General features: G+C 65.0%; 25 protein-coding genes and 1 pseudogene. 7 read left to right on the top strand and 19 right to left on the bottom strand.

What is annotated here, in order from left to right; genetic code table 11:
- Nucleotides 1–55: 55 nt before the first annotated feature.
- The 3 genes from SB764_RS28210 to SB764_RS28200 form a co-directional block, all read right to left on the bottom strand.
- Complete coding sequence (locus SB764_RS28210; protein ID WP_065060255.1) at nt 56–844, bottom strand: TatD family hydrolase; 789 nt, start codon at nt 842–844, stop codon at nt 56–58.
- Nucleotides 845–979: 135 nt separating this feature from the next.
- Nucleotides 980–1,723, bottom strand: a complete 744-nt coding sequence (gene lolD / locus SB764_RS28205; protein WP_065060256.1) for a lipoprotein-releasing ABC transporter ATP-binding protein LolD — start codon at nt 1,721–1,723, stop codon at nt 980–982.
- Nucleotides 1,716–2,969, bottom strand: coding sequence for a lipoprotein-releasing ABC transporter permease subunit (locus SB764_RS28200; RefSeq protein ID WP_065060257.1), 1,254 nt, complete (start codon nt 2,967–2,969; stop codon nt 1,716–1,718). The genes lolD and SB764_RS28200 overlap by 8 nt, the downstream gene beginning before the upstream one ends.
- A gap of 413 nt (nt 2,970–3,382) precedes the next feature.
- On the opposite strand from SB764_RS28200, the gene SB764_RS28195 reads away from it, so the two are divergent.
- The 5 genes from SB764_RS28195 to SB764_RS28175 all read left to right on the top strand — a co-directional run bounded on the left by SB764_RS28195 (nt 3,383) and on the right by SB764_RS28175 (nt 10,173).
- Nucleotides 3,383–4,495: a regulator gene (locus SB764_RS28195; protein ID WP_410865771.1), complete on the top strand. Its 1,113-nt coding sequence runs from the start codon at nt 3,383–3,385 to the stop codon at nt 4,493–4,495.
- Between the two features lie 17 nt (nt 4,496–4,512).
- The gene (gene recJ, locus SB764_RS28190; RefSeq protein ID WP_110328272.1) at nt 4,513–6,219 is read left to right on the top strand and encodes a single-stranded-DNA-specific exonuclease RecJ; all 1,707 of its coding nucleotides are present in this window, start codon (nt 4,513–4,515) and stop codon (nt 6,217–6,219) included.
- A 97-nt stretch (nt 6,220–6,316) separates the two neighbouring features.
- Nucleotides 6,317–7,421, top strand: a protein-coding gene (gene prfB / locus SB764_RS28185; protein WP_110328271.1) for a peptide chain release factor 2 whose coding sequence is annotated in 2 segments (ribosomal slippage) — nt 6,317–6,397 and nt 6,399–7,421 — 1,104 coding nt in all. Because the reading frame shifts where the segments join, the coding sequence is not laid out codon by codon here.
- A 103-nt stretch (nt 7,422–7,524) separates the two neighbouring features.
- On the top strand, nt 7,525–9,072 hold the full coding sequence (gene lysS / locus SB764_RS28180) for a lysine--tRNA ligase (RefSeq protein WP_110328270.1): 1,548 nt from the start codon (nt 7,525–7,527) through the stop codon (nt 9,070–9,072).
- Nucleotides 9,073–9,420: 348 nt separating this feature from the next.
- Nucleotides 9,421–10,173 carry a glycine zipper 2TM domain-containing protein gene (locus SB764_RS28175; RefSeq protein WP_321904576.1) on the top strand — a complete coding sequence of 251 codons (753 nt, stop codon included), beginning with the start codon at nt 9,421–9,423 and terminating at the stop codon, nt 10,171–10,173.
- 122 nt (nt 10,174–10,295) lie between these two features.
- On the opposite strand, the gene iscX is transcribed toward SB764_RS28175, so the two are convergent.
- The 12 genes from iscX to SB764_RS28115 form a co-directional block, all read right to left on the bottom strand.
- On the bottom strand, nt 10,296–10,493 hold the full coding sequence (gene iscX, locus SB764_RS28170) for a Fe-S cluster assembly protein IscX (RefSeq protein ID WP_065060262.1): 198 nt from the start codon (nt 10,491–10,493) through the stop codon (nt 10,296–10,298).
- Between the two features lie 25 nt (nt 10,494–10,518).
- Nucleotides 10,519–10,860 carry an ISC system 2Fe-2S type ferredoxin gene (gene fdx, locus SB764_RS28165; protein WP_065060263.1) on the bottom strand — a complete coding sequence of 114 codons (342 nt, stop codon included), beginning with the start codon at nt 10,858–10,860 and terminating at the stop codon, nt 10,519–10,521.
- Between the two features lie 155 nt (nt 10,861–11,015).
- Nucleotides 11,016–12,887, bottom strand: coding sequence for a Fe-S protein assembly chaperone HscA (gene hscA, locus SB764_RS28160; protein ID WP_110328269.1), 1,872 nt, complete (start codon nt 12,885–12,887; stop codon nt 11,016–11,018).
- Nucleotides 12,888–12,980: 93 nt separating this feature from the next.
- A complete protein-coding gene (gene hscB / locus SB764_RS28155; protein WP_065060265.1) occupies nt 12,981–13,517 on the bottom strand; it encodes a Fe-S protein assembly co-chaperone HscB in 537 nt (178 codons plus the stop codon).
- A 75-nt stretch (nt 13,518–13,592) separates the two neighbouring features.
- Nucleotides 13,593–13,916: an iron-sulfur cluster assembly protein IscA gene (gene iscA, locus SB764_RS28150; protein WP_065060266.1), complete on the bottom strand. Its 324-nt coding sequence runs from the start codon at nt 13,914–13,916 to the stop codon at nt 13,593–13,595.
- Between the two features lie 171 nt (nt 13,917–14,087).
- Complete coding sequence (gene iscU, locus SB764_RS28145; protein WP_065060267.1) at nt 14,088–14,492, bottom strand: Fe-S cluster assembly scaffold IscU; 405 nt, start codon at nt 14,490–14,492, stop codon at nt 14,088–14,090.
- A gap of 85 nt (nt 14,493–14,577) precedes the next feature.
- Nucleotides 14,578–15,801, bottom strand: a complete 1,224-nt coding sequence (locus SB764_RS28140) for an IscS subfamily cysteine desulfurase (RefSeq protein ID WP_065060268.1) — start codon at nt 15,799–15,801, stop codon at nt 14,578–14,580.
- Nucleotides 15,802–15,868: 67 nt separating this feature from the next.
- Complete coding sequence (gene iscR, locus SB764_RS28135) at nt 15,869–16,402, bottom strand: Fe-S cluster assembly transcriptional regulator IscR (protein WP_110328268.1); 534 nt, start codon at nt 16,400–16,402, stop codon at nt 15,869–15,871.
- 154 nt (nt 16,403–16,556) lie between these two features.
- Nucleotides 16,557–17,039, bottom strand: a complete 483-nt coding sequence (locus tag SB764_RS28130; RefSeq protein ID WP_321856520.1) for a low molecular weight protein-tyrosine-phosphatase — start codon at nt 17,037–17,039, stop codon at nt 16,557–16,559.
- A gap of 157 nt (nt 17,040–17,196) precedes the next feature.
- Nucleotides 17,197–17,433: a hypothetical protein gene (locus tag SB764_RS28125; RefSeq protein WP_065060271.1), complete on the bottom strand. Its 237-nt coding sequence runs from the start codon at nt 17,431–17,433 to the stop codon at nt 17,197–17,199.
- A gap of 136 nt (nt 17,434–17,569) precedes the next feature.
- Nucleotides 17,570–19,009 carry a lactate utilization protein B gene (locus SB764_RS28120; RefSeq protein WP_074984417.1) on the bottom strand — a complete coding sequence of 480 codons (1,440 nt, stop codon included), beginning with the start codon at nt 19,007–19,009 and terminating at the stop codon, nt 17,570–17,572.
- Nucleotides 19,010–19,098: 89 nt separating this feature from the next.
- Entirely contained in the window at nt 19,099–19,821 is a 723-nt protein-coding gene (locus tag SB764_RS28115) for a (Fe-S)-binding protein (protein ID WP_321865350.1), read from the bottom strand.
- Between the two features lie 223 nt (nt 19,822–20,044).
- Here SB764_RS28115 and SB764_RS28110 point away from each other — a divergent pair, with 223 nt between their 5' ends.
- Nucleotides 20,045–20,845 carry an IclR family transcriptional regulator gene (locus SB764_RS28110; RefSeq protein WP_065060371.1) on the top strand — a complete coding sequence of 267 codons (801 nt, stop codon included), beginning with the start codon at nt 20,045–20,047 and terminating at the stop codon, nt 20,843–20,845.
- Between the two features lie 101 nt (nt 20,846–20,946).
- Here the strand turns inward: SB764_RS28110 and SB764_RS28105 are convergent, their stop codons facing one another.
- From SB764_RS28105 to pbpG, 3 genes and pseudogenes are all read right to left on the bottom strand, one after another.
- Nucleotides 20,947–21,471 carry a DNA-binding protein gene (locus SB764_RS28105; protein ID WP_321856518.1) on the bottom strand — a complete coding sequence of 175 codons (525 nt, stop codon included), beginning with the start codon at nt 21,469–21,471 and terminating at the stop codon, nt 20,947–20,949.
- A 161-nt stretch (nt 21,472–21,632) separates the two neighbouring features.
- A pseudogene (locus SB764_RS28100) lies at nt 21,633–21,869 on the bottom strand (hypothetical protein); the annotation flags it as partial.
- Nucleotides 21,870–22,118: 249 nt separating this feature from the next.
- Nucleotides 22,119–23,294, bottom strand: a complete 1,176-nt coding sequence (pbpG, locus tag SB764_RS28095; RefSeq protein ID WP_065060275.1) for a D-alanyl-D-alanine endopeptidase — start codon at nt 23,292–23,294, stop codon at nt 22,119–22,121.
- A 743-nt stretch (nt 23,295–24,037) separates the two neighbouring features.
- Between pbpG and SB764_RS28090 the strand changes: the two genes are divergently transcribed.
- On the top strand, nt 24,038–24,610 hold the full coding sequence (locus SB764_RS28090) for a phasin family protein (RefSeq protein ID WP_065060276.1): 573 nt from the start codon (nt 24,038–24,040) through the stop codon (nt 24,608–24,610).
- A gap of 321 nt (nt 24,611–24,931) precedes the next feature.
- Here SB764_RS28090 and lpdA read toward each other — a convergent pair whose 3' ends face one another.
- Nucleotides 24,932–26,698, bottom strand: a complete 1,767-nt coding sequence (gene lpdA, locus SB764_RS28085; RefSeq protein ID WP_410865765.1) for a dihydrolipoyl dehydrogenase — start codon at nt 26,696–26,698, stop codon at nt 24,932–24,934.
- Nucleotides 26,699–26,795: the final 97 nt, after the last annotated feature.

The following is a 26,795-nucleotide window of genomic DNA, read 5'->3' as shown; positions in this document are numbered from 1 at the left end:
AAACGGCGGCGCAAGCCCTCACACCCTGCCGTTTCGCGCGCCACCCATGCGGAAATTATGCCGACGAAAGCGCGAGCCGCGGCAGCGCGGCCGTCGCGTTAGCCGTCGTGCCAAGGGCGACATCCTCGGGCGTCACGCCCCGCAAAGCGGCGAGCACGGCGCCGATGCGCGGCACCTGATCCGGCGTGTTGCGCTGCTTGTAGAGCCAGGACGGCGAGATGTCGGGCGCGTCGGTTTCCATCACGATGGCGTCGAGTGGCAACTGCTCCGCGAGCCGGCGAATCTGCAACGCGCGCTCGAAGGTCAGATTGCCGCCGAAACCCAGATGCATGCCCTGCTCGATGAACGCCTGCGCCTGCTGAAAACTGCCGTTGAACGCATGCGCGATGCCGCAGCGCACGCCGTTGCGGCGCAAGCCCTTGAGCACCTGATCCTGCGACTTGCGCACATGGCAGATCGCGGGCAGCTCGAATTCGCGCGCGAGCTTCAACTGCGCGTCGTAGATGAATTGCTGACGCTCGGCGTCGAGCCCCGGCACGAAAAAGTCGAGACCGATTTCGCCGATACCCACGAACTTCGGATCGTCGAGACTCGCCTCGATTTCGGCGCGCAATGCGGCGATGTCCTCGTCGCGCGCCTGCGGCGTATAGAGCGGATGAATCCCGAGCGCGTAGACCGCGCCCGGCGTGCGCCGCGCGAGCGCGCGCACGGTCGCGAAGTTCTCGCGCGCCACCGCGGGAATCACGATGCGCGCCACCCCCGACGCCCGCGCCGCCGACGCCACCGCGTCGCGATCCGCGTCGAATTCGCCGGCATCGAGATGACAATGCGTGTCGATCCACATGGTTACGCGCTCCTGCCGCAAACGGCGAACGTCATCGAAATAGACCCAAAAACAAGGCCCGCGAATCACGCGGCAGAACTGCGGCGCAACTCGCGGGCCCGAGGCGTGGCGCAAGGCGACGCCGTTGCTGCGCGCCTAGACCGGCAGAACCGGCTCCTCGTGCAACATGCCTTCGCGCAGACGCACGATGCGGTCGCAACGCGCCGCGAGATCGGGATCGTGCGTGACGATCACGAAGCTCGTCTGGAACTGGTCCGAGAGTTCGAGCATCAGGTTGAACACCGTGTCCGCCGTGCTGCCGTCGAGATTGCCGGTCGGTTCGTCGGCGAGCACGCAGGCGGGCCGCGTGACCAGCGCACGCGCAATTGCCACGCGCTGACGCTCGCCGCCCGAGAGTTCGCCCGGACGATGACGCGCGCGATGCGCGAGGCCCACGCGGTCGAGAATCGCCATCGCCTCGCGGCGCGCGTCCTCTTGCGGCATGCGGCGGATGCGCAGCGGCATCGCCACATTGTCGAGCGCCGAGAATTCCGGCAGCAGATGATGGAACTGATAGACGAAACCGAGCGCGCGGTTGCGCAGATCGTTGCGGTCGCGTTCGGACAGTTCGGTGAACGGCTTGCCGAGCAGCTTCACGTTGCCGGTGCCCGGTTCGTCGAGACCGCCGAGCACGTGCAGCAGCGTGCTCTTGCCCGAACCCGACGCGCCCACGATCGCGAGCTTTTCGCCGCGCTTCACGGAGATTTCGGTGTCGTGCAGCACCTGCACCGAGAGCGCGCCCTGGCCGAACACCTTCGAAATGCCGTGCGCCTCGATCACATACGGATAGTCGCTTGCCACGCCGCTCATGATGGTGTTTTTCGCTTGACGATCATTCATAGCGCAGTGCCTCCGCCGGTCGAACCCTGGCCGCGCGCCAGCTGGGATAAAGCGTCGCGAGCGCGGACAGCACGAACGCAATCAAACCGATACGGATCACGTCGCCGGCGACGAGTTCCGAAGGCAGTTCACTGATGAAATAGACCGAGGGCGGCAGGAACTGCACGCCGAGCAGATGCTCGATCATCGGGACGAGCCACGGAATGCTCCACGCAATCAGGCAGCCGAGCGCGACGCCGATGGCCGTCCCCACGAAGCCGATCGTCACGCCCTGCACCACGAAGATCTTCATGATCGAGCCGGGCTGCGCGCCGAGCGTGCGCAGAATGGCGATATCGGCCTGCTTGTTGGTCACCGTCATCACCAGCGACGACACCAGATTGAACGCCGCCACCGCGATAATCAGCGTGAGGATGATGAACATCATGCGCTTCTCGATCTGCACGGCCGAGAACCACGTCTTGTTCTGCTGCGTCCAGTCGCGAATATAAAGGTCGCCCGAGAGCGTGTGCACGAGCTGCCGCGCGACGGCGGGCGCGCGCTGCATGTCCTTCAGGCGCAGGCGCACGCCGCTGGGTGCGGCCAGGCGGTAGAGCACTTCGGCGTCGCGGATGTTCACGAGCGCGAGCGTGCTGTCGTACTCGTAATGCCCCGATTCGAACACGCCCACCACGGTGAACTGCTTCAGGCGCGGCAGCATGCCCGCCGGCGTGATCGTGCCTTCGGGCGCGACGAGCGTGACCTTGTCGCCCTTCGTCACGCCGAGATTCACGGCCAGATCGGAGCCGAGCACGATGTTGAAGCTGCCCGGCGTCAGATCGTTCATGGTGCCGATCTTCATTTCCTTGCCGATGTCCGAGACCTGCGGTTCTTCCGAGGGCTCGACGCCGCGCAGCGCCACGCCGTTCACGCTGTCGCCGCGCGTGAGCAGCGCCTGGGCGTCCACGTAGGGCGCCGCGCCGATCACCTCGGGATTGGTCTTGGCCTCTTTCGCGGTCAGTTGCCAGTCGGGCATCGAACCGGTGGGCGAGAAGATTTCGACGTGCGCGAGCACGGAGAGCATGCGGTCGCGCACGTCGCGCTGGAAGCCGTTCATCACGGAGAGCACGACGATCAGCGCCGCCACGCCGAGCGCGATGCCCGACATCGAGATCAGCGCGATGAACGAGATGAAGCCATTGCCGGTCGTGCGCTTGCCGGCGCGGGTGTAGCGCCAGCCTATCTGCCATTCGTAGGGAAGTTTCAAGCGAATCCTTTAAAGCGTCTTCGTTGCGCGGGCATGGGCGCGCGGGCTGCGTCGCGGGTTACGTCGCATCGTGCTGGTTACGTCGCATATTTGCGTCGCGATCACGTCGATGCAGGACCACCGGTCCGCGCGCCGCCCGATTTCCGTGCCGGAACATGTCCGCGATCAAGCGCGAAGTTTGCCACACTACGGGAGTGTCACGGACTTTGCGCCGTCTCGGGCCGCGAACGCCAAGTCTGTCCCCGGCCCTGTCCCTTGGATGCGGATTCGGCGCGCAGGTGCCCGCCTGCCGCGCCGATCGTCGGTAAGTTACTGATTCGTATGGCGCGGCACGCCAACGCGGCGCACTCGACGCGCCGGATGCGCCGCCCGCCGCGCCCAGCAGCCGCGAGCGCCGAAGTACAATGCGCACCATGCCTGCCGACCGCCTCCATCTCCTCGTGCCTTTCGCGCTGCCGTCCGCGGCTGTTGCGCCGACCGCCCTCGCCGGCCTGCAGTTTCCCGCGCTCTCGAAGCTGATCGCGCGCGCGACGCTCGGCGAGCAGGTCATCGGCGAAGATTTCCAGCGCACGCTGCCGCATGAGCGCTGGGTCGCGCGTCAGTTCGGCGCGCTCGGCGACGGCGCTGCGAACGCCAACGCCAAAAGCGCCAGCGCCGACGACGAAGCGCCGCTCGCGCCCTGGATGCTGCTCGCCGACGGCGGCACGCCCGGCGACGCCACGTGGGCCTGCATCCAGCCCGTGCACGTGCGCATCGCGCACGATCACCTGGTGCTGATCGATCCCGCCTCGCTCGAACTCACCGACGCCGACGCCGCCACGCTGTACGCCGTCGCCCGACCGCTGATCGAAGAACTCGGCGTGCGCATCGAAGCGCCCACGCCGCAACGCTGGTATCTGTCGAGCGACCAGTTCGGCACGCTCGCGGGCGCGTCGCCGCTGCGCGCGAGCGGCCGCAATATCGAAATCTGGCTGCCGCACGAGGCCCATTCGGGCCAGCGTTCGCGCGCGTGGATGAAGGTGCAGAACGAGGTGCAGATGGCCTGGTTCGAGCATCCCGTCAACGAAGCGCGCGAGGCGCGCGGCCTGCCCGCCGTCAATTCGATCTGGTTCCACGCGCAAGGCGCGCTGCGTCCGGTGCGCAAGCCGTTTGCGCGCGTGCAGTCCGACGCCGCCGCCACGCGCGGCCTCGCCATGGCGTCGGGCGCGGCGCTGGCCAGGGCGCCGGCCGATTTCGCCACGCTGAAAACCACGCTCGACGCCGCCGCGAGCGGCATCACGCTGGTCGAGCTCGATCCGTTCTCGGCGGCGTATATCCAGCAGGACTGGGGCCGCTGGAACGCGGCCTTCGCGCAGATCGAACGCGACTGGTTCGCGCCCGCGCTCGATGCACTGCAAGCCGGCGAGCTGAACCAGCTCGACGTCACGCTCTGCGGCGATACCGGCTCGGTCACGCTCGCGCTCACGCGCGGCGACCTGCGCAAATTCTGGCGACGCCGCGAGTTCGCGTCGCTCTTCATCGAATAATTTCCGAAGTCGTCCGCATGACCCGAATCGTCACCCGCGCCTGCTCTCCCGCCGATACCGAAGTGCTGATCCGTCACGGCCTGCACCCGGTGCTCGCGCGCCTCTACGCGTCGCGCGGCGTCAGCCAGCCCGACGACATCGAAACCGGCCTCGGCCGCCTGATTCCGCCCGCCGGCATGAAAGGCCTCGACGAGGCCGCCGCGCTGCTCGCCGACGCGCTCGAACAGAAACGCCGCATGCTGGTGGTCGCCGACTACGACTGCGACGGCGCGACCGCCTGCGCGGTGGCCGTGCGCGGCCTGCGCATGTTCGGCGCGCAGATCGACTATCTGGTGCCGAATCGCTTCGAGTACGGCTATGGCCTCACGCCCGAGATTGTCGCGCTCGCCGCGCAGCGCAAGGGCGGACCGCCCGACCTGCTGATCACCGTCGACAACGGCATCGCCAGCGTGGAAGGCGTGGAAGCCGCGAACACGCTCGGCATCGACGTGCTCGTGACCGACCACCACCTGCCCGGCGACGTGCTGCCGGCCGCGCGCGCGATCGTCAATCCGAATCAGCCGGGTTGCGAGTTTCCGAGCAAGTGCATCGCGGGCGTCGGCGTGATGTTCTACACGCTGCTTGCGCTGCGCGCCGAACTGCGCCGCCGCGGCGCGTTCGCCGGCGGCAAGCCCGAGCCGCGTCTGGACGGTCTGCTCGATCTGGTCGCGCTCGGCACGGTCGCCGACGTCGTCAAGCTCGACGGCAACAACCGCGTGCTGGTCGCGCAAGGTCTGCAACGCATCCGCAACGGCCGCATGCAGCCGGGCATCGCCGCCCTGTTCCGCGCCTCGGGCCGCGACGCGAAAAGCGCCTCGGGCTTCGATATGGGCTTCGCGCTCGGACCGCGCCTGAACGCGGCGGGCCGCCTCTCCGACATGTCGCTCGGCATCGAGTGCCTGACCACCGACGACGTGGGCCGCGCCTGGGATCTCGCCCAGCAGCTCGACGCGATGAACCGCGAGCGCCGCGAGATCGAGGCCGGCATGCAACAACAGGCGCTCGCCGATCTCGCCGACATCGATCCGCAGGACGGCGCCACGCTCACGCTGTTCAACGAAGGCTGGCACCAGGGCGTGATCGGCATCGTCGCGGGACGGCTCAAAGAGAAGTTCCACCGCCCGTCCTTCACTTTCGCGCTCGCCGACGACGACGGCGCGCTCGTCAAGGGCTCGGGCCGTTCGATCCCCGGTTTCCATCTGCGCGACGCCGTCGACCTGATTTCCAAGCGCGAGCCGGGCCTGATCCACAAGTTCGGCGGCCACGCGATGGCGGCGGGCCTGACGATCGCCGCCGCCGACGTGCCGCGCTTCGCCGCCGCCTTCGAGCGCGTGGGCCGCGAATGGCTGACCGCCGAGGCGCTCGCACGCACCGTGGAAACCGACGGCGACCTCGAAGACGCCTATTTCACGCCCGATTTCGTCGAGATGATCGACGCCGCCGTGTGGGGCCAGGGCTTCCCGGCGCCCGTGTTCGCGGGCGAATTCGAGGTGGCGTCGCAGGCGCTCGTGAAGGACAAGCACCTGAAGCTGCAACTGCTGCGCGGCCGCCAGCGCTTCAACGCGATCTGGTTCAACCACACCGAGCCGCTGCCGCAGCACACGACCGTCGCCTATCGCCTCGTGCGCGACACGTGGAACGGCGTTTCGCGCGTGCAACTGGTGGTGGAGCACGCGGCGCTCTGACCGGCGTGGACGAGAGGCCACGCATGGGGTCGCCGCGCCCTTGATGCATGGCCAATCGGCTATAATTGCGTGTTTTACACGCCGGATCACGACACAAATGGAAGCGGAACGTCTCAACGCGATCGAAGCCCTCTTGGCGGACCTGCGCGCACGCGCGGGCGAGCTCCGGGGGTATCTTTGACTACGACGTAAAAGCCCGACGGCTCGTCGAAGTCAATAGCGAACTCGAAGACCCCAACGTCTGGAACGACTCCAAGCACGCACAGGGTCTCGGCAAGGAAAAGAAACTGCTCGAAGGCGTCGTGCATGTGCTCGACGGTATCGAGAATGACGCGCGCGACGCGCAGGACCTCTTCGAGATGGCGCGCGAGGAAGGCGACGAGGACACGCTCGTGGCCTGCGAAAGCGACGCCGCTGAAATCGAAAAGCGTATCGCCGACGTCGAGTTCCGACGCATGTTCGCGAACCCGGCCGACCCGAACAACGCCTTTATCGACATTCAGGCGGGCGCGGGCGGCACGGAAGCCTGCGACTGGGCGTCGATGCTGCTGCGCCAGTACGTGCGCTACTGCGAGCGCAAGGGCTTCAAGACCGAAGTGCTCGAAGAGTCCGAAGGCGACGTGGCCGGCATCAAGAGCGCGACCATCAAGGTCGAAGGCGAATACGCCTACGGCTTCCTGCGCACCGAAACCGGCATTCACCGCCTCGTGCGCAAGTCGCCGTTCGACTCGTCGGGCGGCCGTCACACGTCGTTCTCGTCGGTGTTCGTGTATCCGGAAATCGACGAATCGTTCGAAATCGACGTCAATCCGGCCGACCTGCGCATCGACACGTATCGCGCTTCGGGCGCGGGCGGTCAGCACATCAACAAGACCGACTCCGCCGTGCGTATCACGCACATCCCGTCGGGCATCGTCGTGCAGTGCCAGAACGACCGCTCGCAGCACCGCAACCGCGCCGAAGCCATGGCCATGCTCAAATCGCGCCTGTACGAAGCCGAAATGCGCAAGCGCCAGTCGGAGCAGGACAAGCTCGAAGCGGGCAAGTCGGACGTGGGCTGGGGTCACCAGATCCGCTCCTACGTGCTCGACAACAGCCGCATCAAGGATCTGCGCACGAACGTCGAAATCAGCAACACCAAAGCCGTGCTCGACGGCGATCTCGACGCGTTCATCAGCGCAAGCCTGAAACAGGGCGTGTAAGCGGCGCCAACGTCCGCCGCCCTCTCCCGCCGTGCCGCCGCCCGCGTCTTTTGAGACGCGTGGCGCGCGCGGCGGAACCGAATTTCCCGAACCCCGAGCCATCATGACCGAACCGACCCAGCCGAATACGGCCGCCGCAGCGCCTGCCGCGTCGCCCGACCTGGACGACAACCAGATCATCGCCGAGCGCCGCGAGAAGCTGCGCACGCTGCGCGAAGCGGGCGTCGCCTATCCCAACGACTTCCGCCCGACTCACCACGCCGCCGACTTGCAGCGCGACTACGCCGACACCGACAAGGAAGCGCTCGAAGCGAATCCGCTCGAAGTCGCGATCGCCGGCCGCATGATGCTCAAACGCGTGATGGGCAAGGCAAGCTTCGCCACGGTGCGCGACGGCTCGGGCCAGATCCAGTTCTTCATCACGCCCGCCGACGTGGGCGAAACGACCTACGACGCGTTCAAGAAGTGGGACCTCGGTGACATCGTCGCCGCGAAGGGCGTCCTGTTCCGCACCAACAAGGGCGAACTCTCGGTGCGCGTGACCGAACTGCGTCTGCTCTCGAAGTCGCTGCGTCCGCTGCCGGACAAGTTCCACGGTCTGTCGGACCAGGAAATGCGCTACCGCCAGCGCTACGTCGACCTGATCGTCACGCCGGAAGCCCGCGACACGTTCGTGGCGCGCGCGAAGGCGATCGCGTCGGTGCGTCAGTTCATGGCCGGCTCGAACTTCATGGAAGTCGAAACGCCGATGCTGCACCCGATCCCGGGCGGCGCGGCGGCCAAGCCGTTCGTCACGCACCACAACGCGCTCGACATGCAGATGTATCTGCGTATCGCGCCCGAGCTGTATCTGAAGCGCCTGATCGTCGGCGGCTTCGAGCGCGTGTTCGAAATCAACCGGAATTTCCGTAACGAGGGCGTTTCGCCGCGTCACAATCCGGAATTCACGATGATGGAGTTCTACGCCGCGTACACCGACTACACGTGGCTGATGGACTTCACCGAACAGCTGATCCGCCAGGCCGCGATCGACGCGTCGGGCACCGCCGTGCTCACGTATCAGGGCCGCGAACTCGATCTGTCGAAGCCGTTCCATCGTCTGACGATCGTGCAGGCAATCCAGAAGTACGCGCCGCAATACACGACCGAACAGCTCGCCGATGCCGCGTTCCTGCGCACGGAACTGAAGAAGTTCGGCGTCGACGCGAACCAGCCGCAGTTCCTGAACGCCGGCGTCGGCGCGCTGCAACTCGCGCTGTTCGAGGAAACGGCCGAGTCGCAATTGTGGGAACCGACCTACATCATCGACTACCCGGTCGAAGTCTCGCCGCTCGCGCGCGCCTCGGACACCACGCCGGGCATCACCGAGCGTTTCGAACTGTTCATCACGGGCCGCGAAATCGCCAACGGCTTCTCGGAGCTGAACGATCCGGAAGACCAGGCCGCGCGCTTCAAGAAGCAGGTCGAGCAGAAGGACGCGGGCGACGAAGAAGCGATGTTCTACGACGCCGACTACATCCGCGCGCTCGAGTACGGCATGCCCCCGACGGGCGGCTGCGGCATCGGCATCGACCGTCTGGTGATGCTGCTCACCGATAGCCCGAGCATCCGCGACGTGCTGCTGTTCCCGCACCTGCGCCGCGAAGACTAAGCGACGCCTGCAAGACAGATGCGCCAGACGGGGCGCATGCGGTTCACGCCGCATGCGCCCCGTTTCTTTTGTCGGCGGCGTGGCGCGCGCGTCGGGTGTTTGTAACTATCGGTAAAAGCTGCCGCCCTGCTTCGCGCAAATTTCGCGCGGCAAATGGGCATGCGGATTGCGTCAGGACGGAAAACCGCGCCGGGCAAAGCCGTGCGGCGATAGGGATCTGATGGATGCGTTACCGGTTCGTCGCGCACGCAGGATGGGTTACAAAATGAAACGCCTGTGCCACGGCTTTGGCTCACACTGGTTTTGACCCAAGCTTTTGAGCCAACTCTGCAAAAGACGGAGCCTGTCATGAACGAACTCGATCCTAAAACCACGACCACCACTACGCCCGACACGTCCGGCAAACGCCGTCTGCATCCGCTTGTCGCGACTGCGGCGGGTGCGGTGATCGTCGCGAGCCTGGCAGCCACGGCGGCGATTACCGGCGTATTTCCCAAGGCTTCCAGCACGGCCGAACAGAACGCCCAGTCGCAAACCGGCCAGACGACGCTGATGGCGACGCCGCCCGCGACGCAGGATTCCACGCGGCCCGCGACCGGCGCGCAATACGCGCAAAACGGTGCGCAAAACAGCGCGCCAGGCACCGCGCCCGCCGAGCCGCAACCCGCTCCGGCGGCGGCTCAGCCGACGCAACCGGTCGCGCCCGCGCCGCAGTACGCGCAACAACCGCAACAAGCCGCGCAGGAAGCGCCGCCGCAACCGGCGGCCTGCGCCTCGTGCGGCGTCGTCGAAGCGATTTCGGCGGTCAAACAGGAAGGTCACGGCACCGGTATCGGTGCGGTGGGCGGCGCGGTGGCGGGTGGCGTCGTCGGCAATCAGTTCGGCCGCGGCGGCGGCCGCACCGCGATGACGCTGCTCGGCGCGCTCGGCGGCGGCCTCGCGGGCAACTCGGTCGAAAAGCATATCCGCAGCACGACGGCCTATTCGGTGCGCGTGCGCATGGATAGCGGCAAAATGCGCTACTTCACCTATCACGAAGCGCCGCCGTTCCAGCAAGGCCAACGCGTGCGGATCGAACGCGGGGCGCTCGAAGCGGCCTGACGTCGCCTGAACCCGGCCGCATCTGCAAACACAGGCAAACAAAAAGGCGATTCGCCATCACAGCGAATCGCCTTTTTTATTCAGACCGCGCCGCAGCGCGGAGCCTTCATCGACCGGAGCAATCAGTAATCGGCGTCTTCAATCCACGCCGCCTGGATCGCTTCGAGGATCCGCTCGTTCGAGCTTTGCGGATCGTCGTCGAAACCTTCGAGTTCCGTGATCCAGCGATGCAGATCGGTAAAGCGCACATACTGCGGATCGACTTCGGGATGCGTGTCCGTCAAGGCCATTGCGATGTCCTGCGTATCGGTCCATTTCATGGCTGTGCGCTCCTCTTCGGGTGGATCAGTGGTTTTCCTTGGCGTGGTTGATCGAGTAACGCGGAATCTCGATCACCAGGTCGTCTTCCGCCGGCACGAGCGCCTGGCACGACAGTCGCGAAGTGGGCTCCAGACCCCATGCCTTGTCGAGCAGGTCGTCTTCGGCTTCTTCAGACGGTTCGAGCGCGTTGAAACCTTCGCGCACGATCACGTGACAGGTCGTGCACGCGCACGACTTCTCGCAGGCGTGTTCGATCTCGATGCCGTGTTCCAGCAGCGCGTCGCACACGCTTTCACCCGGCTTGGCGTCGATGACCGCGCCCTCGGGGCACAGTTCGACATGGGGCAGCACCACGATTTGAGGCATTGTGATTTCCGTATCCAATAACTTTCAATTCGGGCGCGCCCCGCCTGACGGCGGCGGCATCGCCCATTCTACTGACCTCGCGCGCTTCGCCACATCGGGAAAGCACGCACCCGGCGCGCGATGCGCGCACAGGTCGTTTTCTCTGCGTTCGCTACTTAGCCGATCTCGTCGAGCCGCTTGCCCGCCAGCGCGCGCTTGATGCCCTTGTCCATGCGGCGCGCGGCGAATTCGTCGGTGCCTTCGGCCAGCGCCTTGGTGGCGGTTTCGATTGCGTCGGTGTCGTCGCTCTGCACGATCTGCGCAAGTGCGGCGATGAGCGTGTCGAGCGCGGCGCGCTCGTCGGCGTCGAGCAGTTCGCCGTCGGCGGCCAGCGCCGATTGCGTCGCTTCGATCACGCGTTGCGCCTCGACCTGCGCTTCACGCAGCGCACGTGCGCGCATGTCGATGTCGGCGGTCTTGAAGCTCTCTTCGAGCATCTTGGCGATGTCGTTGTCTTCGAGGCCGTACGACGGCTTGACCACCACCGACGCCTCCACGCCCGAGAGCTGCTCGCGTGCGAACACCGACAGCAGCCCGTCCGCGTCCACCTGATAGGTCACGCGAATGCGCGCCGCGCCCGCCGCCATCGGCGGAATGCCGCGCAGCTCGAAGCGCGCAAGCGAACGGCAGTCGGCCACGAGCTCGCGCTCGCCCTGGACCACGTGGATCGCCATCGCGGTCTGGCCGTCCTTGAAGGTCGTGAAGTCCTGCGCACGCGCGACCGGAATGGTCGAGTTGCGCGGGATGATCTTCTCGACGAGCCCGCCCATCGTTTCCACGCCCAGCGAGAGCGGGATCACGTCGAGCAGCAGCCAGTCGTCGTCGCCGCCACGGTTGCCCGCCAGCAGATCGGCCTGAACCGCCGCGCCGAGCGCGACGACCTGATCGGGATCGAGATTGGTGAGCGGCGCCTGGCCGAAATACTGTTCCACCGCGCGGCGGATCACCGGCATGCGCGTCGCGCCGCCGACCAGCACCACGCCCTTCACGTCCTTCGCGCCGACCTTCGCGTCGCGCAGCGCCTTCTTCGTGGGCGTGAGCGTGCGCTGCACGAGCGTCTGCGTGAGCGCCTCGAAACGCGCTTCGTCGAGGGCGACCGAGAGGGTCTTGCCATTCGACAATGTCACGTCGATGCGCGCTTCCGGCGCCGACGAAAGCGCTTCCTTCGCGTCGCGCGCGTGGTCGAGCAGCAGACGCACGTCTTCGGGCGCGAGCGACGCGCGCTCGATGCCGCTTTGCTCCAGCACGTAATCGAACACGACGTGGTCGAAATCGTCGCCGCCGAGCGCCGAATCGCCGCCCGCCGCCAGCACTTCGAACACACCCTTGGTGAGCTTCAGGATCGACAGGTCGAAGGTGCCGCCGCCGAGGTCGTAGACCGCGTAGAGGCCTTCGGCGCCGTTGTCGAGACCGTAGGCGATGGCGGCCGCGGTCGGTTCGTTCAGCAGGCGCAGCACGTTCAGGCCCGCGAGGCGCGCGGCGTCCTTGGTCGCCTGGCGCTGCGCTTCGTCGAAGTACGCCGGCACCGTGATGACCGCGCCGACGAGATCGTCGCCGAGCGTGTCTTCGGCGCGCTGACGCAGCGTCGCGAGAATTTCCGCCGACACTTCCACCGGGCTCTTCACGCCGTCCACGGTCTCGATCTGCACCATGCCGGGCGCGTCGACGAAGACGTAAGGCGCGTTCGCCGCGCCTTCGACGTCGGCCTTGCCGCGGCCCATGAAGCGCTTGACCGAGACGATCGTGTTGCGCGGATCGCTGGCCGCTTCGGCTTTCGCCGTGCGACCGATGCGGCGGCCGCCGTTGGCCAGATAGCGCACGACGGAAGGCAGCAGCACGTGGCCGTCCGCGTCGGGCAGCACGTCGGGCACGCCGCTGCGCACGGCGGCGACGAGCGAGTTCGTCGTGCCGAGGTCGATGCCGACGGCGAGTCGCCGCTGGTGCGGCGCCGGCGCCATGCCGGGTTCGGAGATTTGCAGTAATGCCATCTGTGTGATCTGTTGCGGGCCGCCACGGGCAGCCCTGTCCTATGTTCTACGCTTTTTTCCGTGCAGTCGGGCGCGTGGCGCCCGGCAACGGTCTCAGCCTTCCAGCCGTTCGATCTGCGTCTCGATCTCGGCTGCGACGCGCTCGATGAACATGAGCTGGCGCACCGCTTCCGCCGCCGGCTGGTTCGAGCCGCTGTCGATCAGCGCCGCGAGCTTGGCGAGGCGCGCGCGCTCGTCGTCGCGCAGTTCGCCCGAGAGCGCGTCGAGCGCGTCGACGTTCTTCGCGTGGACGGCGTCCTCGATCGCCTCGCGCCATTCCATCTGCTGCATCAGGAACGCCGGCTCCATGGCCGTATTGTCCTCTGCGCCGACGTCGACGCCGCGCAGATGCAACAGGTATTTGGCGCGCTTGAGCGGATCGCGCAGCGTCTGATACGCCTCGTTCGCGCGCGTGGCCCATTGCATCGCCACGCGTTTTTGCGCGTCGCCGGCCGCGGCGAAGCGGTCCGGGTGAACCTGCGCCTGCACGGTGCGATATGCGTGGTCGAGCGAATCGGCGTCGATCGCGAACTGCTCGGGCAGGCCGAACAGCACGAAGTGGCTATCGGAAAGCGATGAAAGCGAGGTCATCGGATAAAGCGTTCTTGTGGGGCCATCAAAATCAAAAAGGCGGCACAGGCCGCCTTTTCACCGCAACACACGGGCTCAAACGCGGAAGGACTCGCCGCAACCGCACTCGTCCTTCACGTTCGGGTTGTTGAACTTGAAGCCCTCGTTGAGGCCTTCGCGCACGAAATCGAGCTGCGTGCCGTCGATATAGGACAGGCTTTTCGGATCGACGATCACCTTCACGCCGAAGCTCTCGAACACGTTGTCCTCGGGCGCCAGGTCGTCGACATACTCGAGCTTGTACGCCAGTCCCGAGCAACCCGTCGTGCGCACGCCGAGGCGCAGGCCCACGCCCTTGCCGCGCCGGGTCAGGTACTTCTGCACGTGCTGTGCCGCTTTTTCCGTCAACGTAATAGCCATAGCGTTTTCGCCGCGCCCCGCCCCGCGTGTCTCAGGCTCGTGCCTGTTTCACCACGGTGCGGCGCAACCTGCCTGCATCCAAAATCGTTAATCCCGCGGCGGCGCACCCGAAGGTTCGCCGCCGTTCTGCCCGCGCCGCGTTGCCGCTCGCCGCGCGACCTGCCGTGCGCCTTAAACGGCGTCGGCCTTCGCTTCGGTCGTGTGACGCGTGCGGTAGTCGGCGACCGCTGCCTTGATCGCGTCTTCCGCGAGGATCGAGCAGTGGATCTTCACCGGCGGCAGCGCCAGTTCTTCAGCGATCTGCGTGTTCTTGATCGAGAGCGCTTCGTCAAGCGTCTTGCCCTTGACCCATTCCGTGACGAGCGAGCTCGAGGCGATTGCCGAGCCGCAGCCGTAGGTCTTGAACTTCGCGTCTTCGATCACGCCGTCCGCGCCCACGCGGATCTGCAGCTTCATCACGTCGCCGCAAGCCGGCGCGCCGACCATGCCCGTGCCGACCGTGTCGTCGTCTTTCGAGAACGAACCGACGTTACGCGGGTTTTCGTAGTGGTCCAGAACCTTGTCGCTATATGCCATGATCACACTCCTTCAATTCGTTGGCCGCGCGGCATGTTCGTGTGCGCTGCGGCCGGGTCGATATTCGCTTTGCGTCGCGTGAAACTTAGTGCGCTGCCCACTGGATGGTCGACAGATCGATGCCGTCCTTGTGCATTTCCCACAGCGGCGACAGTTCGCGCAGCTTGGCGATCTTCGTCTTCAGCAGGTTGATCACGTAGTCGACGTCCTGCTCCGTCGTGAAGCGGCCCACCGTGAAACGGATCGAGCTGTGCGCCAGTTCGTCGTTGCGGCCGAGCGCGCGCAGCACGTACGACGGCTCCAGCGAAGCCGACGTGCACGCCGAACCCGACGACACCGCCACGTCCTTCACCGCCATGATCAGCGACTCGCCTTCGACGAAGTTGAAGCTGATGTTCAGGTTGTGCGGGACGCGCTGCTCCATGTCGCCGTTCACGTAGGTTTCTTCGATTTCCGAGAGGCCCTTGAGCAGACGGTCGCGCAGCATGCGCACGCGCTCGTTTTCCGTAGCCATCTCTTCACGCGCGATGCGGAACGCTTCGCCCATGCCGACGATCTGGTGCGTGGCCAGCGTGCCCGAGCGCATGCCGCGCTCGTGACCGCCGCCGTGCATCTGCGCTTCGATACGCACGCGCGGCTTGCGACGCACGTACAGCGCGCCAATGCCCTTCGGGCCATAGGTCTTGTGCGCCGAGAACGACATCAGGTCGACCTTGAGCTTTTGCAGGTCGATCGGCGCCTTGCCCGTCGATTGCGCGGCGTCGACGTGAAACACGATGCCCTTTTCACGGCAGATTTCGCCGATCGTCTCGATGTCCTGGATCACGCCGATCTCGTTGTTCACGTGCATCACGGAAACGAGGATCGTGTCCGGGCGAATCGCCGCCTTGAACGCTTCGAGGTCGATCAGGCCGTTTTCCAGCACCGGCAGATACGTGACTTCATAGCCTTCGCGCTCGAGTTCGCGGCAGGTGTCGAGCACAGCCTTGTGCTCGGTCTTCACCGTGATGATGTGCTTGCCCTTGCTCTTGTAGAAGTGCGCGGCACCCTTGATCGCGAGGTTGTCCGATTCGGTCGCGCCGGAGGTCCAGATGATTTCGCGCGGGTCGGCGTTGACGAGCGCGGCGACCTGCTCGCGCGCTTCCTCGACCGCACGTTCCGCGTCCCAGCCGTAGGCGTGGCTGCGCGAAGCCGGATTGCCGAACTGCTCGCGCAGGTACGGAATCATCTTGTCCACCACGCGCGGGTCGACCGGCGTCGTCGCGCTGTAATCCATGTAAATGGGCAGGTGGGGAATATCGTTATTCATCTATCGCTCCGGGGAATCTTTGTGCTGCGCTGTACTGTGTAGTGCGTCCTGACGGCTCGGATCAAGCTCACGAACTCGCCATGTTGAAAATCGAGTTCGGCCCTAGCGGCACGGCCCTCACCGGCTCGACCGCGGGGGCTTCCGCGCGGCGGTCGCGCAGGACCGTGGGCGCGGCGCCTTCGCGGGCGCGCTGCTTGTCCACCAGATCCTTGAGCGACACGGAATCGAGGTACTCGACCATCTTCTGGTTCAGCGTGGACCAGAGTTCGTGCGTCATGCAGTGGCCGTCGTGCTGCTTGGTACCCTCGCACGCGCCCTTGCCGCCGCATTGCGTGGCATCGAGCGGCTCGTCCACGGCGATGATGATGTCCGCGACCGTGACGTCCTCCGCGCGACGCGCGAGGTTGTACCCGCCGCCCGGCCCGCGGACCGATTCGACGATTTCATGGCGGCGGAGCTTGCCGAACAGCTGTTCGAGGTACGACAGCGAAATGTGCTGGCGCTGGCTGATACCCGCAAGCGTCACCGGGCCCTGCTCCTGGCGCAGGGCCAGGTCGATCATCGCCGTGACGGCGAAACGGCCTTTCGTGGTGAGTCTCATGATGGTAGGGGAACCGCAATTCTCGACAATTTTCGTCAAGTATAAATACATGACTAGTTTAGTCAAGTATCCGTGCCGCCATTCGGGTTATTAGGCACATGACGAAAAGGTAAAACGGCGCACTTCCTGCAACGCGTGCACCGCACCGTTCACTTCAATCCACCAGTTGCGGACGCAGCGCCGCCAGCAAACCCGCGCAGGCGGCCTCGCACTGGTCGAGCACCGACTCGAAGCCCGCCGCGCCGCCGAAATAAGGGTCGGTTACCACACGATCCTCCGCGTTCGGCGCGAATTCCATCAGCAAGCGGATCTTGTCTCGCTCGCCGGCCGGCGCGACCTGATGCAGCGCGGTCACGTTGGCGTCGTCCATCGCGACGATCAGATCGAACGCCGCAAAATCTTCCTGCCCGATCTGGCGCGCGCGCAGCGGCGCGAGATCGTAGCCGCGCTGCTTGCCCGCGCGCTGGGCGCGCTCGTCGGGCGCCTCGCCGATGTGCCAGTTGCCCGTGCCCGCGGAATCGACCACCACGCGGCCATTCAGGCCCGCCTCGTCGACCATGCGCAGCATCACCGCTTCAGCCGTGGGCGAGCGGCAGATGTTGCCGAGGCAAACGAAACAAACGGAAACCTTGTTCATCGTGTCGGGGTGCGGGCTGGGCGAGGTGTGACCGGATCTGCCGAATCCGCCAGGAAGCCCGTACTATCGGGCTCGAACCGGACTGGCGACAGCCGAATCCGCAATTATACAAAGTGCGGCAAATGCGCGCTTGGCACGCCTGCGGCGCACCGGTTGCTCAGATCGTGCTTGCGTGCGGCAGCGGGCTCGCGCCGCGCATGGCCTTCACCGGCGCTTTCACGTCGCCTGCATCGCCGACGAGACCATACGACACGGCGCGCGCCAGTTCGGCGCTCACCTGATCGGCGGCGAGCGGCAGTTGCTGCTCGGCGGTATCCCAGGCATGAACCCATGCAATCGCCGCGAGCGGCACGATCAGCGCCAGCGGCCAATACACCACTATTTTCTTTCTCATGATGCGACTCTCTCTCGACTATGGGGCGAGGTGCTTGAGACGCACTATCGCCAGTCGAAATGATATAGACGATCGCAATCAGGAAAAACCCGACAAAGACGAACACACTGTTGCCGCAGGTTAAACAGTGGCGGATTTACGGTTGACGAGCCCGCGTTGCGTTGGCGTCGAGATGCGTCTGGCGCGCCGCGTACAGTTCGCGGAACGTGCGTCCGACCGGCGTGGGCATGTCGCGCCCCTCGGTCCAGCCGCGCGCGAACGGCAGCTTGCGGATCGACTGCCCCTGCCGCCCTAGGCGCTCCAGCACACGCACGCCGAGTTTGGTCAGCAGCGCATACGCCGTGGGATGCAGCGCGAACCAGCCCCAGACGGCCAGCGCCGCGCGTTCGCGCCACGGCCGCAGCTTGCGTTCGGTCTGCTTCTCGCGCAGCTTGCGCAGCAGGTCCGAAAGCGGAATGCCGACCGGGCAGACGCTGTTGCACTCGCCGCAAAGCGTGGCGGCCTGGGGCAGATCCAGCGCTTTCTCGATCCCGACGTAGCTCGGCGTAAGCACCGATCCCATCGGCCCCGGATAAACCCAGCCATACGCATGGCCACCGACCTTCTGATAGACGGGGCAGTGGTTCATACACGCGCCGCATCGTATACAGCGCAGCATTTCCTGGAACTCGCCGCCGATCAGCCCGGTGCGGCCACCGTCGACGAGCACCACATACATATGCTCGGGCCCATCCTGGTCGCCCGGACCGCGCGGGCCGGTGAGCATCGAAAAATAGTTCGAGGTGGCCTGCCCCGTCGCCGAACGAGGCAGCAGGCGCATGGCGGTGGCGAGATCTTCCAGCGTGGGCAGCACCTTTTCAATGCCGGTGACCGCCACGTGCACGCGCGGCATCACCGTGCACATGCCCTCATTGCCCTCGTTCGTGACCAGCACGACCGAACCCGTTTCCGCGACGAGGAAGTTGCCGCCCGTCACGCCCATGTCCGCCGAGAGGAAGTGTGGCCGCAGCACCTCGCGCGCCTCGCGCGTCATGTCGGGAATTTCCGTCAGACGCGCTGTGTGATGCGTCTGCGCGAACAGGTCGGCGATCTCGTCTTTGTCCTTGTGGACGACGGGCGCGATGATGTGACTCGGCGGTTCGTTGTTGTTGATCTGAAGGATGTACTCGCCGAGATCCGTCTCGATGGACTGCACGCCCATTTGCGCGAGCACGGTGTTGAGCTGCATCTCCTCCGAGACCATTGACTTCGTCTTGATGACCTTGCGCACCTCGTGCTTGCGCGCGATGTCGGCCACCAGTTGCGCCGCGTCGCGTGCGGTCTCCGCAAACAGCACCGTGACGCCGCGCCGCGTGGCCTCGGCCTCGAACTGCTCGATCCAGACGTCGAGATTCTCCAGCGCACGGTTGCGGCGCGCTTTCAGCGCGGCGCGCGTGGCCTCGAAGTCGATGGCCGTGATCGCCTCCGCCCGTGCCGTGACGAACTTGGTAGAGAGCTTCTTCAGGTTCTGTTGCAGACGCTGGTCGGCAAGCTTCTGGCCGGCGCGCGCCTTGAACTGCATCGATTGGACTTGCATGGCGGAGTGTCGGGCAATTAAGTGGCGTGAACGTGCGGATGGGGCAGCGTGCGGCGTTGGCGTACGCGTTGGCGCGACAGCGCGACGCGTCAGACGTCGCCGGCCAGCACCTGTGCGATATGCAGCACACGCGTATGTGCGTCGCCGGTGCGACGCAGTCGCCCTTCGATGTTCAGCATGCAGCCGAGGTCGCCGAGCACCACCGCGCCCGCGCCGCTCGCCTGCACGTTCATGCATTTCTCGTCGACGATCGCGGTGGAAATCGCGCCGTACTTGACCGCGAACGTGCCACCGAAACCGCAGCAATGCTCGCAGTCCTTCATCTCGTGGACTTCGACACCCCGTTGCGCAAGGAGCGCGCGCGGCTGCGCCTTCACGCCCAGTTCGCGCAGCCCCGAGCACGAATCGTGATAGGTGACCGGACCGCGAAACTCGCCTTCGGGCAACGCGACCTTCGCCACGTTGACCAGAAAGTCGGTCAGCTCGAATACGCGCTCGCGCAGCTTGCCGTAGCGCGACATGAGCTCGGGGTCGTCGCGAAACAGGTCGCCGTAGTGCGCGCGGATCATGCCGCCGCACGAGCCCGACGGTATGACCACATAGTCGAACTGTTCGAATTCGCGCAGCGTCTTTTCGGCCAGATCGCGCGCCAGCGCGCGTTCGCCCGAGTTGTAGGCCGGCTGACCGCAGCAGGTTTGCGCGGGCGGCACGACGACTTCGTAGCCCGCCGATTCGAGCAGTTTGATCGTCGAAAAACCGATCTCGGGACGCATCGTGTCGATGAGGCAAGTGACGAACAAACCGACTCGCATGGGATTCCTCCTAAAAACCGTCCCCGATTATCCGATGTTTCGCGCCCGTCACCAACGCGGGGCTGCCCGGGTTTCTCTCGCCCCGCGGCGCCCAACAGCTAGCCTCAGTGCGCTTGATCCGACACTGCGGCAGTGCAGCAACGAGGCTCGCCAGGCGCTTACTTTTTTCACAATACGAGATACAATGAATTTTCCGCTTCACGCGTCAAACGAAATTGCACCCATGAGCGACACGAATCCGGATCCGAAGACCTCGATTCAGGTGATCGAGCGCATGATGCGGCTCCTAGACGCACTTGCCGCGCACACCGACCCCGTCAGCCTGAAAGAACTGGCGCAACGTACCGAGCTGCACCCCTCGACTGCGCACCGTATCCTCAACGATATGGTGAGTTGCCGTCTGGTGGACCGCTCCGACCCCGGCACATACCGGCTGGGCATGCGTCTGCTCGAACTCGGCAACCTCGTGAAAGCGCGCCTTTCGGTGCGTGACGCAGCGCTTTCGCCGATGCGCGAACTGCACCGCCTCACCGGGCAAACGGTCAATCTCTCCGTACGCCAGGGCGACGAAATCGTGTATATCGAACGCGCGTATTCGGAGCGCTCGGGCATGCAGGTCGTGCGCGCCATTGGCGGCCGCGCGCCGCTGCACCTCACTTCGGTGGGCAAGCTTTTTCTCGCCGCCGACGAAGCCACCCGCGTGCGCGCTTATGCAACGCGCACCGGCCTCTCGGGTCATACGCGCAACAGCATTACTGACCTCAGCCGCCTCGAACGCGAACTCACGCATGTGCGCCAGGAATCGTGCGCGCGCGATAACGAAGAACTCGAGCTGGGCGTTCGCTGCATTGCCGCGGGTATTTACGACGACACCGGCAAGCTCGTGGCGGGCCTCTCACTTTCCGCGCCTGCGGATCGCCTGCAGGACTCGTGGCTCGGTCAGTTGAGCAAGACCGCGCTGACGATTTCGGAGTCGCTGGGTTATCACCCGGAACCGGTCGACGGACACGTTCACACCGCGTGAGACCGGCACACTGACGCACGCCGTCGCGGCACACGAAGCGGAGGCAGGTCCTCCGCTTTTTTACGCCCGCAAATTCCCGCGCGCGAGCTAGTGTGCAGAACTCATCCCACGAGTGCTTCGAGTTGCCGGTCAATCTGCGTATCGAGCGCACGCGCCTCTTTCGCGAGATTGACCTGCCGGGCCGAGCGCGCCGTTTCGAGCAGCGCCGCGCTGATGCTGTAACCATCGCGGCCAACGAGCCACGCGAGGATGTCGCTCAAATGCCAGAGCGAGGGACTGCCTTCGTGGACCGGCTGCGGAAAGTCGTCTGCGTGAATGAGCATGAGCTTGCGCATGTTCTGTCGCGACATGCCCGTCATGTCTGCGACATCGGTCAAACCAACGAAGTCGGGCGCCGCTTCCACGAGCCGCGCGGACGGCACCGCCTCCTTCACGTTCTGCAAGGCCGTGTAGATGGCTTCCCATGCCGTTGCGCTGTCACGCGTGAACGCCAGCGCAATGCGCCCCGGCAAGCCTACGCCGATGGTGGCGTCGTCGCAGCCCGCCTGCGCGAGCCGTTCGACGAGCACGTTGTGGTCGCTGTCTTCCGGTGCAAGCTGATACTTGAGCGTGAAAACGTATTCCATGCCTGACTCCTGCCTTATTCGTGCGTTACTGGTGCATTGCGCGTGCATGACTCGTGCTCGCGGGCTACAACGGGCCGCCGTGACCTTGCCTCATGCGGCACGCCCCCGGCCGCACTGCCCGGCGGCACGCTGAATGGCGTGCCGGGCGGCCCCTTCGGCTGCGCCGTACAGTTGTCCACCACGCGCCTGAGCATGTTCGCGTGATTGCCCGCGTTGCGCGGGGTGCTCCAGATGCTCGTGATGCAAAATTCGCCGCAACGGCAATCGCCCTGATTGAGCGGACAAAACATCTTCCCCCACGCATGGCTGCGGCCTTTACCTGGTATAACTAACCAACCTCGAGTCTCGGCATAAACCAGTGCCGCCTCGACCTCTTTCTTCGCATGCGATCGTCTCATCGACCCACCCAGTGTATGTATCGTCAAGATAGTTGTCAACTGACAACCATCAAACTCCAACCGGTCTCGATGCCCGGCTGGCCGCCTTGATTCATCACTGGAAATCTTGCCGATTGAACCGGCGCCCATAAAGCTGGCCGGATGGCGTAGGCGCTCGCCCGACGCTCGTCGGAGCGCCGCCTGAAAACAAAAACGCCCCGCAGTAGCGGGGCGTTTTGCGAGACGAACTCGGTATTGGCGCGATGCGGCTCAGGTCCCCGCGCCGCCCGCGTCCGCGCTCGTGATACGCGGCTGCTGGTCGGCGCCGCCGTTGTCCAGCCACGTGCGCACGCGCGTAGCGTCGGCGAAGCGCGAGTACTTGCCGCTCGAATCGAGCAGCACCATGATCACCGGACGGCCATGCACGACCGTCTGCATCACGAGGCACTCGCCGGCTTCGTTGATAAAGCCGGTCTTCTGCAAGCCAATGTCCCACGACGGATTGCGGATCAGCGCGTTCGTGCTGTTGTAAGCGAGGTTGCGCTTGCCCGTGAACACGTCGTAGCTGCGATCGGTCGAGAACTGACGGATCATCGGGTACTGATACGCCGCGTTGACCATCTTCACGAGGTCGCGCGCGCTCGACACGTTGTGGCTCGTCAAACCCGTGGAGTTCTCGAAATGCGTGTCGGTCATGCCGAGCTGCTTCGCCTTGGCGTTCATCGCGGCGATGAAGGCCGGACGGCCGCCCGGGTAGTAGCGCGAGAGCGCGGCGGCCGCGCGGTTTTCCGACGCCATCAGTGCGATGTGCAGCATGTCTTCACGCGACAGCACCGAGCCGACCGACAGGCGCGAGCCCGTGTTCTTCTCGTAGTCGCGATCTTCGTCGGTGACTTCGATCTGCTCGGTGAGCGGCGCCTTCGAGTCGAGCACGACCATCGCGGTCATGAGCTTCGAGATCGAGGCGATCGGCACCACGGCGCGCGAGTTCTTGTCGAACAGCGGTTCGAGCGAATTCTGATCGACCACATAGGCCACACCCGAGCGCAGCATCAGCGAATCGGGCGTCTCGTGGAGGCCAAACGCCTGACCGGCGGTGGGCTGACGCGGCTCGAACGCCACGCGGCGCACGGCCGTGTGATGGCGGCCGTTCATCGTGTAGGCCACGCGGCGTTTCTTGGCCACCGGGCGCGCGTCGTCGTCCTTGGCCGCGACGGTGCGGGCAGCGCCCGCCTTCTTCGCAACCTTGGCCGATGCCGGCGCAACCTTCTTGGTGGACTTCTTCGCCTTGGCCGTCTTGGCCGCAGCGGTGTTCTGCGACGCAGCAAACGCGCCTTCGGGCACGAATAGCGTCGTGCTGATGGCCACGGACACAGCCACCGACAGCGCGGTGCTGACAACCGATGAGGGCACCAGCTTGAACGACAGGAATTTGTCGGATTTCATTGGTGTTCTGGATGGAGCGGCGGGATCGTTCGCCAAGTGTAGTAAAACCACGAAAAATTCGCAAATTGAAGCACTTATGGCTACTCGTTAAACCGAAATCTGGTTCTTGATTGAGTAGACCAATATGCTTCGCATTCTCGATGGACAGAGACAATCGTCCGGGCGGTCCCGCCCTGCTGCGCCAATGGCCGGCAACTATTGCTGTCGCCTACGCATTAACGGCGCACGTCATGCAGAACTTGATGTGGGATAAATACCGGGGACGATGCTCAGACGCCTATGCCGCCGAAACGCACGACGCGCGTTCGACCGGAATGAATCTTTAACGTTCCGTGACGCAATCTGGTGGACGCGTTAAGTGAAATCCCGCATGAGGCTTCCTCGAATCTGACGGCACAACCTCCGATGCGCCGTCAGCCTCAATCTTGCCAGAATCAGCGCGCATATGCCTGGCCTTGTCCAGCAAGGCCTGGCGCCGGTTTGCGAGTGCGCGCCCGTGGCGCCATGCCGCACATTGCCAACAGGCATGCAAATTGCCACATGCCAATCGCATAAGTGCTTGTTTAATAACAATTAAATGACATGGTGCGACGCACCACAAGACGCTTGACTTTCGCCTCAGGCATCCTAAAATCGTCTTCAATGTTGCGACGCACCAAAGCGTCCGGCAGATCACCAGCGTCTTGCCACTTACTCCAGGCGGCCCACCCACACGAGGCCGCTAACCATCCAGGAGCGTAAACATGAGTCTGCTGACCCCTGAGCAATTCGTCGCCGCCCAAAAAGCCAACCTCGAAACCCTGTTCGGCCTGACCGGCAAGGCCTTCGAAGGCGTGGAAAAGCTGGTCGAATTGAATCTTCAGGCCGTTCGCTCGAATCTGGCGGAATCGCAGGAACACGCACAGCGCGCGTTGTCGGTGAAGGATGCGCAGGAACTGCTCGCGCTCCAGTCGAGCTATGCGCAACCGCTCGCCGAAAAGGTGCTCTCGTACGGCCGCCACGTGTATGAAATCGCGTCGGCCACGCAAGCCGAATTCGCGAAGGTCGCCGAAGCCCACTACGAAGAGCAGAACCGCAAGGTGCAGTCGCTCGTCGACAACGTCGCGAAGAACGCGCCCGCCGGTTCAGAAACCGCCGTCGCCGTGATCAAGTCGGCCATCAACGCCGCGAACACGACCTACGAAACGGTCCACAAGGCCACCAAGCAAGCGGTCGAAATGGCCGAAAGCAACTTCAACGCCGCCACCGCCGCGGCCAGCAAGGCTGCCGCACAAGCCTCGCGCTCGGCTTCCGCTTCGGCCAAGAAGACGGTCTGAGGCCGGTTGTCGGCACGCAGCGCCGGCGCACGCCGGCTGTCGGCTGACTGATAACTGAAACCCGCCGAACCGGAGCGCGCGCTGCAACGGCTGCGCGCTCCGGCACCGACGCTCCGGCATGCTGCAAGGCGTGCCGCTTACCCGGTCGCCGACCGGGAATCTTTTTTACCGCTCCGGCGCGCCTCTCGACCTACCCGTCAGCCCGATCAGAAAGATCCAGGCGTCGCATGAAGAAAAACGGCGCACTCCCTGCGGAGTGCGCCGTTTGCTTACGTCTGTCTGCTTACGTGCATGCCGCCTGCGACAGCGGCACGCCACGTCTTACTTCTTTTTCTGCGGCGGCAGATCGGTACAGACGCCTTCGTACAGCTCGGCGGCCATGCCGACGGATTCGCCCAGCGTCGGGTGCGGGTGAATCGTCTTGCCGATGTCGGTCGCATCCGCGCCCATTTCCACCGCGAGGCAGACTTCGCTGATCAGATCGCCCGCGTTCAGACCGACGATAGCGCCGCCGATCACACGATGCGTCTCTTCGTCGAAAATCAGCTTGGTGAAGCCCTCGTCGCGGCCATTGGCGATCGCGCGGCCCGAAGCGGCCCACGGGAACACGGCCTTGCCGTACTTGATGCCTTCGGCCTTGCACTGCTCTTCCGTCTTGCCGGCCCACGCCACTTCCGGATCGGTGTAGGCCACCGACGGGATCTGCAGCGCGTCGAAGTACGCCTTCTCGCCATGCGCCGCTTCCGCCGCCACGTGGCCTTCATGCACGGCCTTGTGTGCGAGCATCGGCTGGCCAACCACGTCGCCGATCGCGAAGATGTGCGGCACGTTGGTGCGCATCTGCTTGTCGACTTCGATGAAGCCGCGATCCGTCACCGCCACGCCGGCTTTGTCCGCGCCGATCTTCTTGCCGTTGGGCGAGCGGCCCACGGCGACCAGCACGAGGTCGTAACGCTGCGCTTCGGCCGGAGCCTTTTCGCCTTCGAACGTGACGTAGATGCCGTCTTCCTTCGCTTCGGCCTTCGTCGTTTTGGTCTTGAGCATGACATTCGCGAAGCGCTTCGCGTTGTACTTCTCCCAGACCTTCACGAGATCGCGGTCCGCGCCGGCCATCAGGCCGTCCAGCATTTCCACGACGTCGATCTGCGCGCCGAGCGTCGAATAAACGGTCGCCATTTCCAGACCGATGATGCCGCCGCCGATCACCAGCATCTTCTGCGGCAGCTGACGCAGTTCCAGCGCGCCGGTCGAATCGACCACGCGCGGATCTTCCGGCATGAACGGCAGCTTCACGGCCTGCGAACCGGCTGCGATGATCGCCTGCTTGAACTTGACGATCTTCTTGCCGCCCTCGCCCGCCACTTCCATGTGGTGCGGATCGATGAACGAGCCGAGGCCCGTCACGACTTCGACCTTGCGCGCCTTGGCCATGCCGGCGAGACCGCCGGTCAGCTTCTTGACGACACCCGACTTGAAGTCGCGCAGCTTGTCGAGATCGACTTGCGGCTTGCCGAACGAGATGCCGTGCGATTCGAGCGACGCGGCTTCGTCGATCACCAGCGCCGTGTGCAGCAGCGCCTTCGACGGAATGCAGCCGACGTTCAGACACACGCCGCCGAGCGTCGCATAACGCTCGACCAGCACGGTCTTCATGCCGAGGTCGGCGGAGCGGAACGCCGCCGAGTAGCCGCCGGGGCCCGCGCCGAGCACGAGCATGTCGCATTCGACGTCGGCGCTGCCGCTGAAGCTGCCGGCTTGCGGCGCGGGCGCAGCAGCCTTCGACGCTTCGGCCGCCTTGGGCGCTTCCGCCTTCGGTGCTTCGGCCTTCGGCGCGGGCGCAGCCGCGCCTTCCGACACTTCGACGATCGCGACCAGCGTGCCTTGCGACGCCTTGTCGCCGGCCTTGATCTTCACTTCCTTGACCGTGCCCGCGACATCGCTGGGCACTTCCATCGTGGCCTTGTCCGACTCGAGCGAGACGAGCGTCTGCTCCTTCTCAATCACGTCGCCCGGCTTGATGTTGACTTCGATGACGTCGATGTCCTTGAAGTCGCCGATATCCGGCACTTTCACTTCGACGAGACTCATGGTGTCCCCTTCAGGAACGACCGGCCGCACCGGTCGCGGCGCGCATCGGCTTGAAGAGCGGATGCGGCGCGTTGGGTGCTGGACGGTCGAAACGGTT

Source organism: Paraburkholderia sp. SIMBA_027, assembly GCF_046535315.1.
Taxonomy (GTDB): domain Bacteria; phylum Pseudomonadota; class Gammaproteobacteria; order Burkholderiales; family Burkholderiaceae; genus Paraburkholderia; species Paraburkholderia tropica.
Note: the sequence above shows the minus strand (reverse complement) of the source record. Positions and strands in the feature narration are given on the sequence as shown.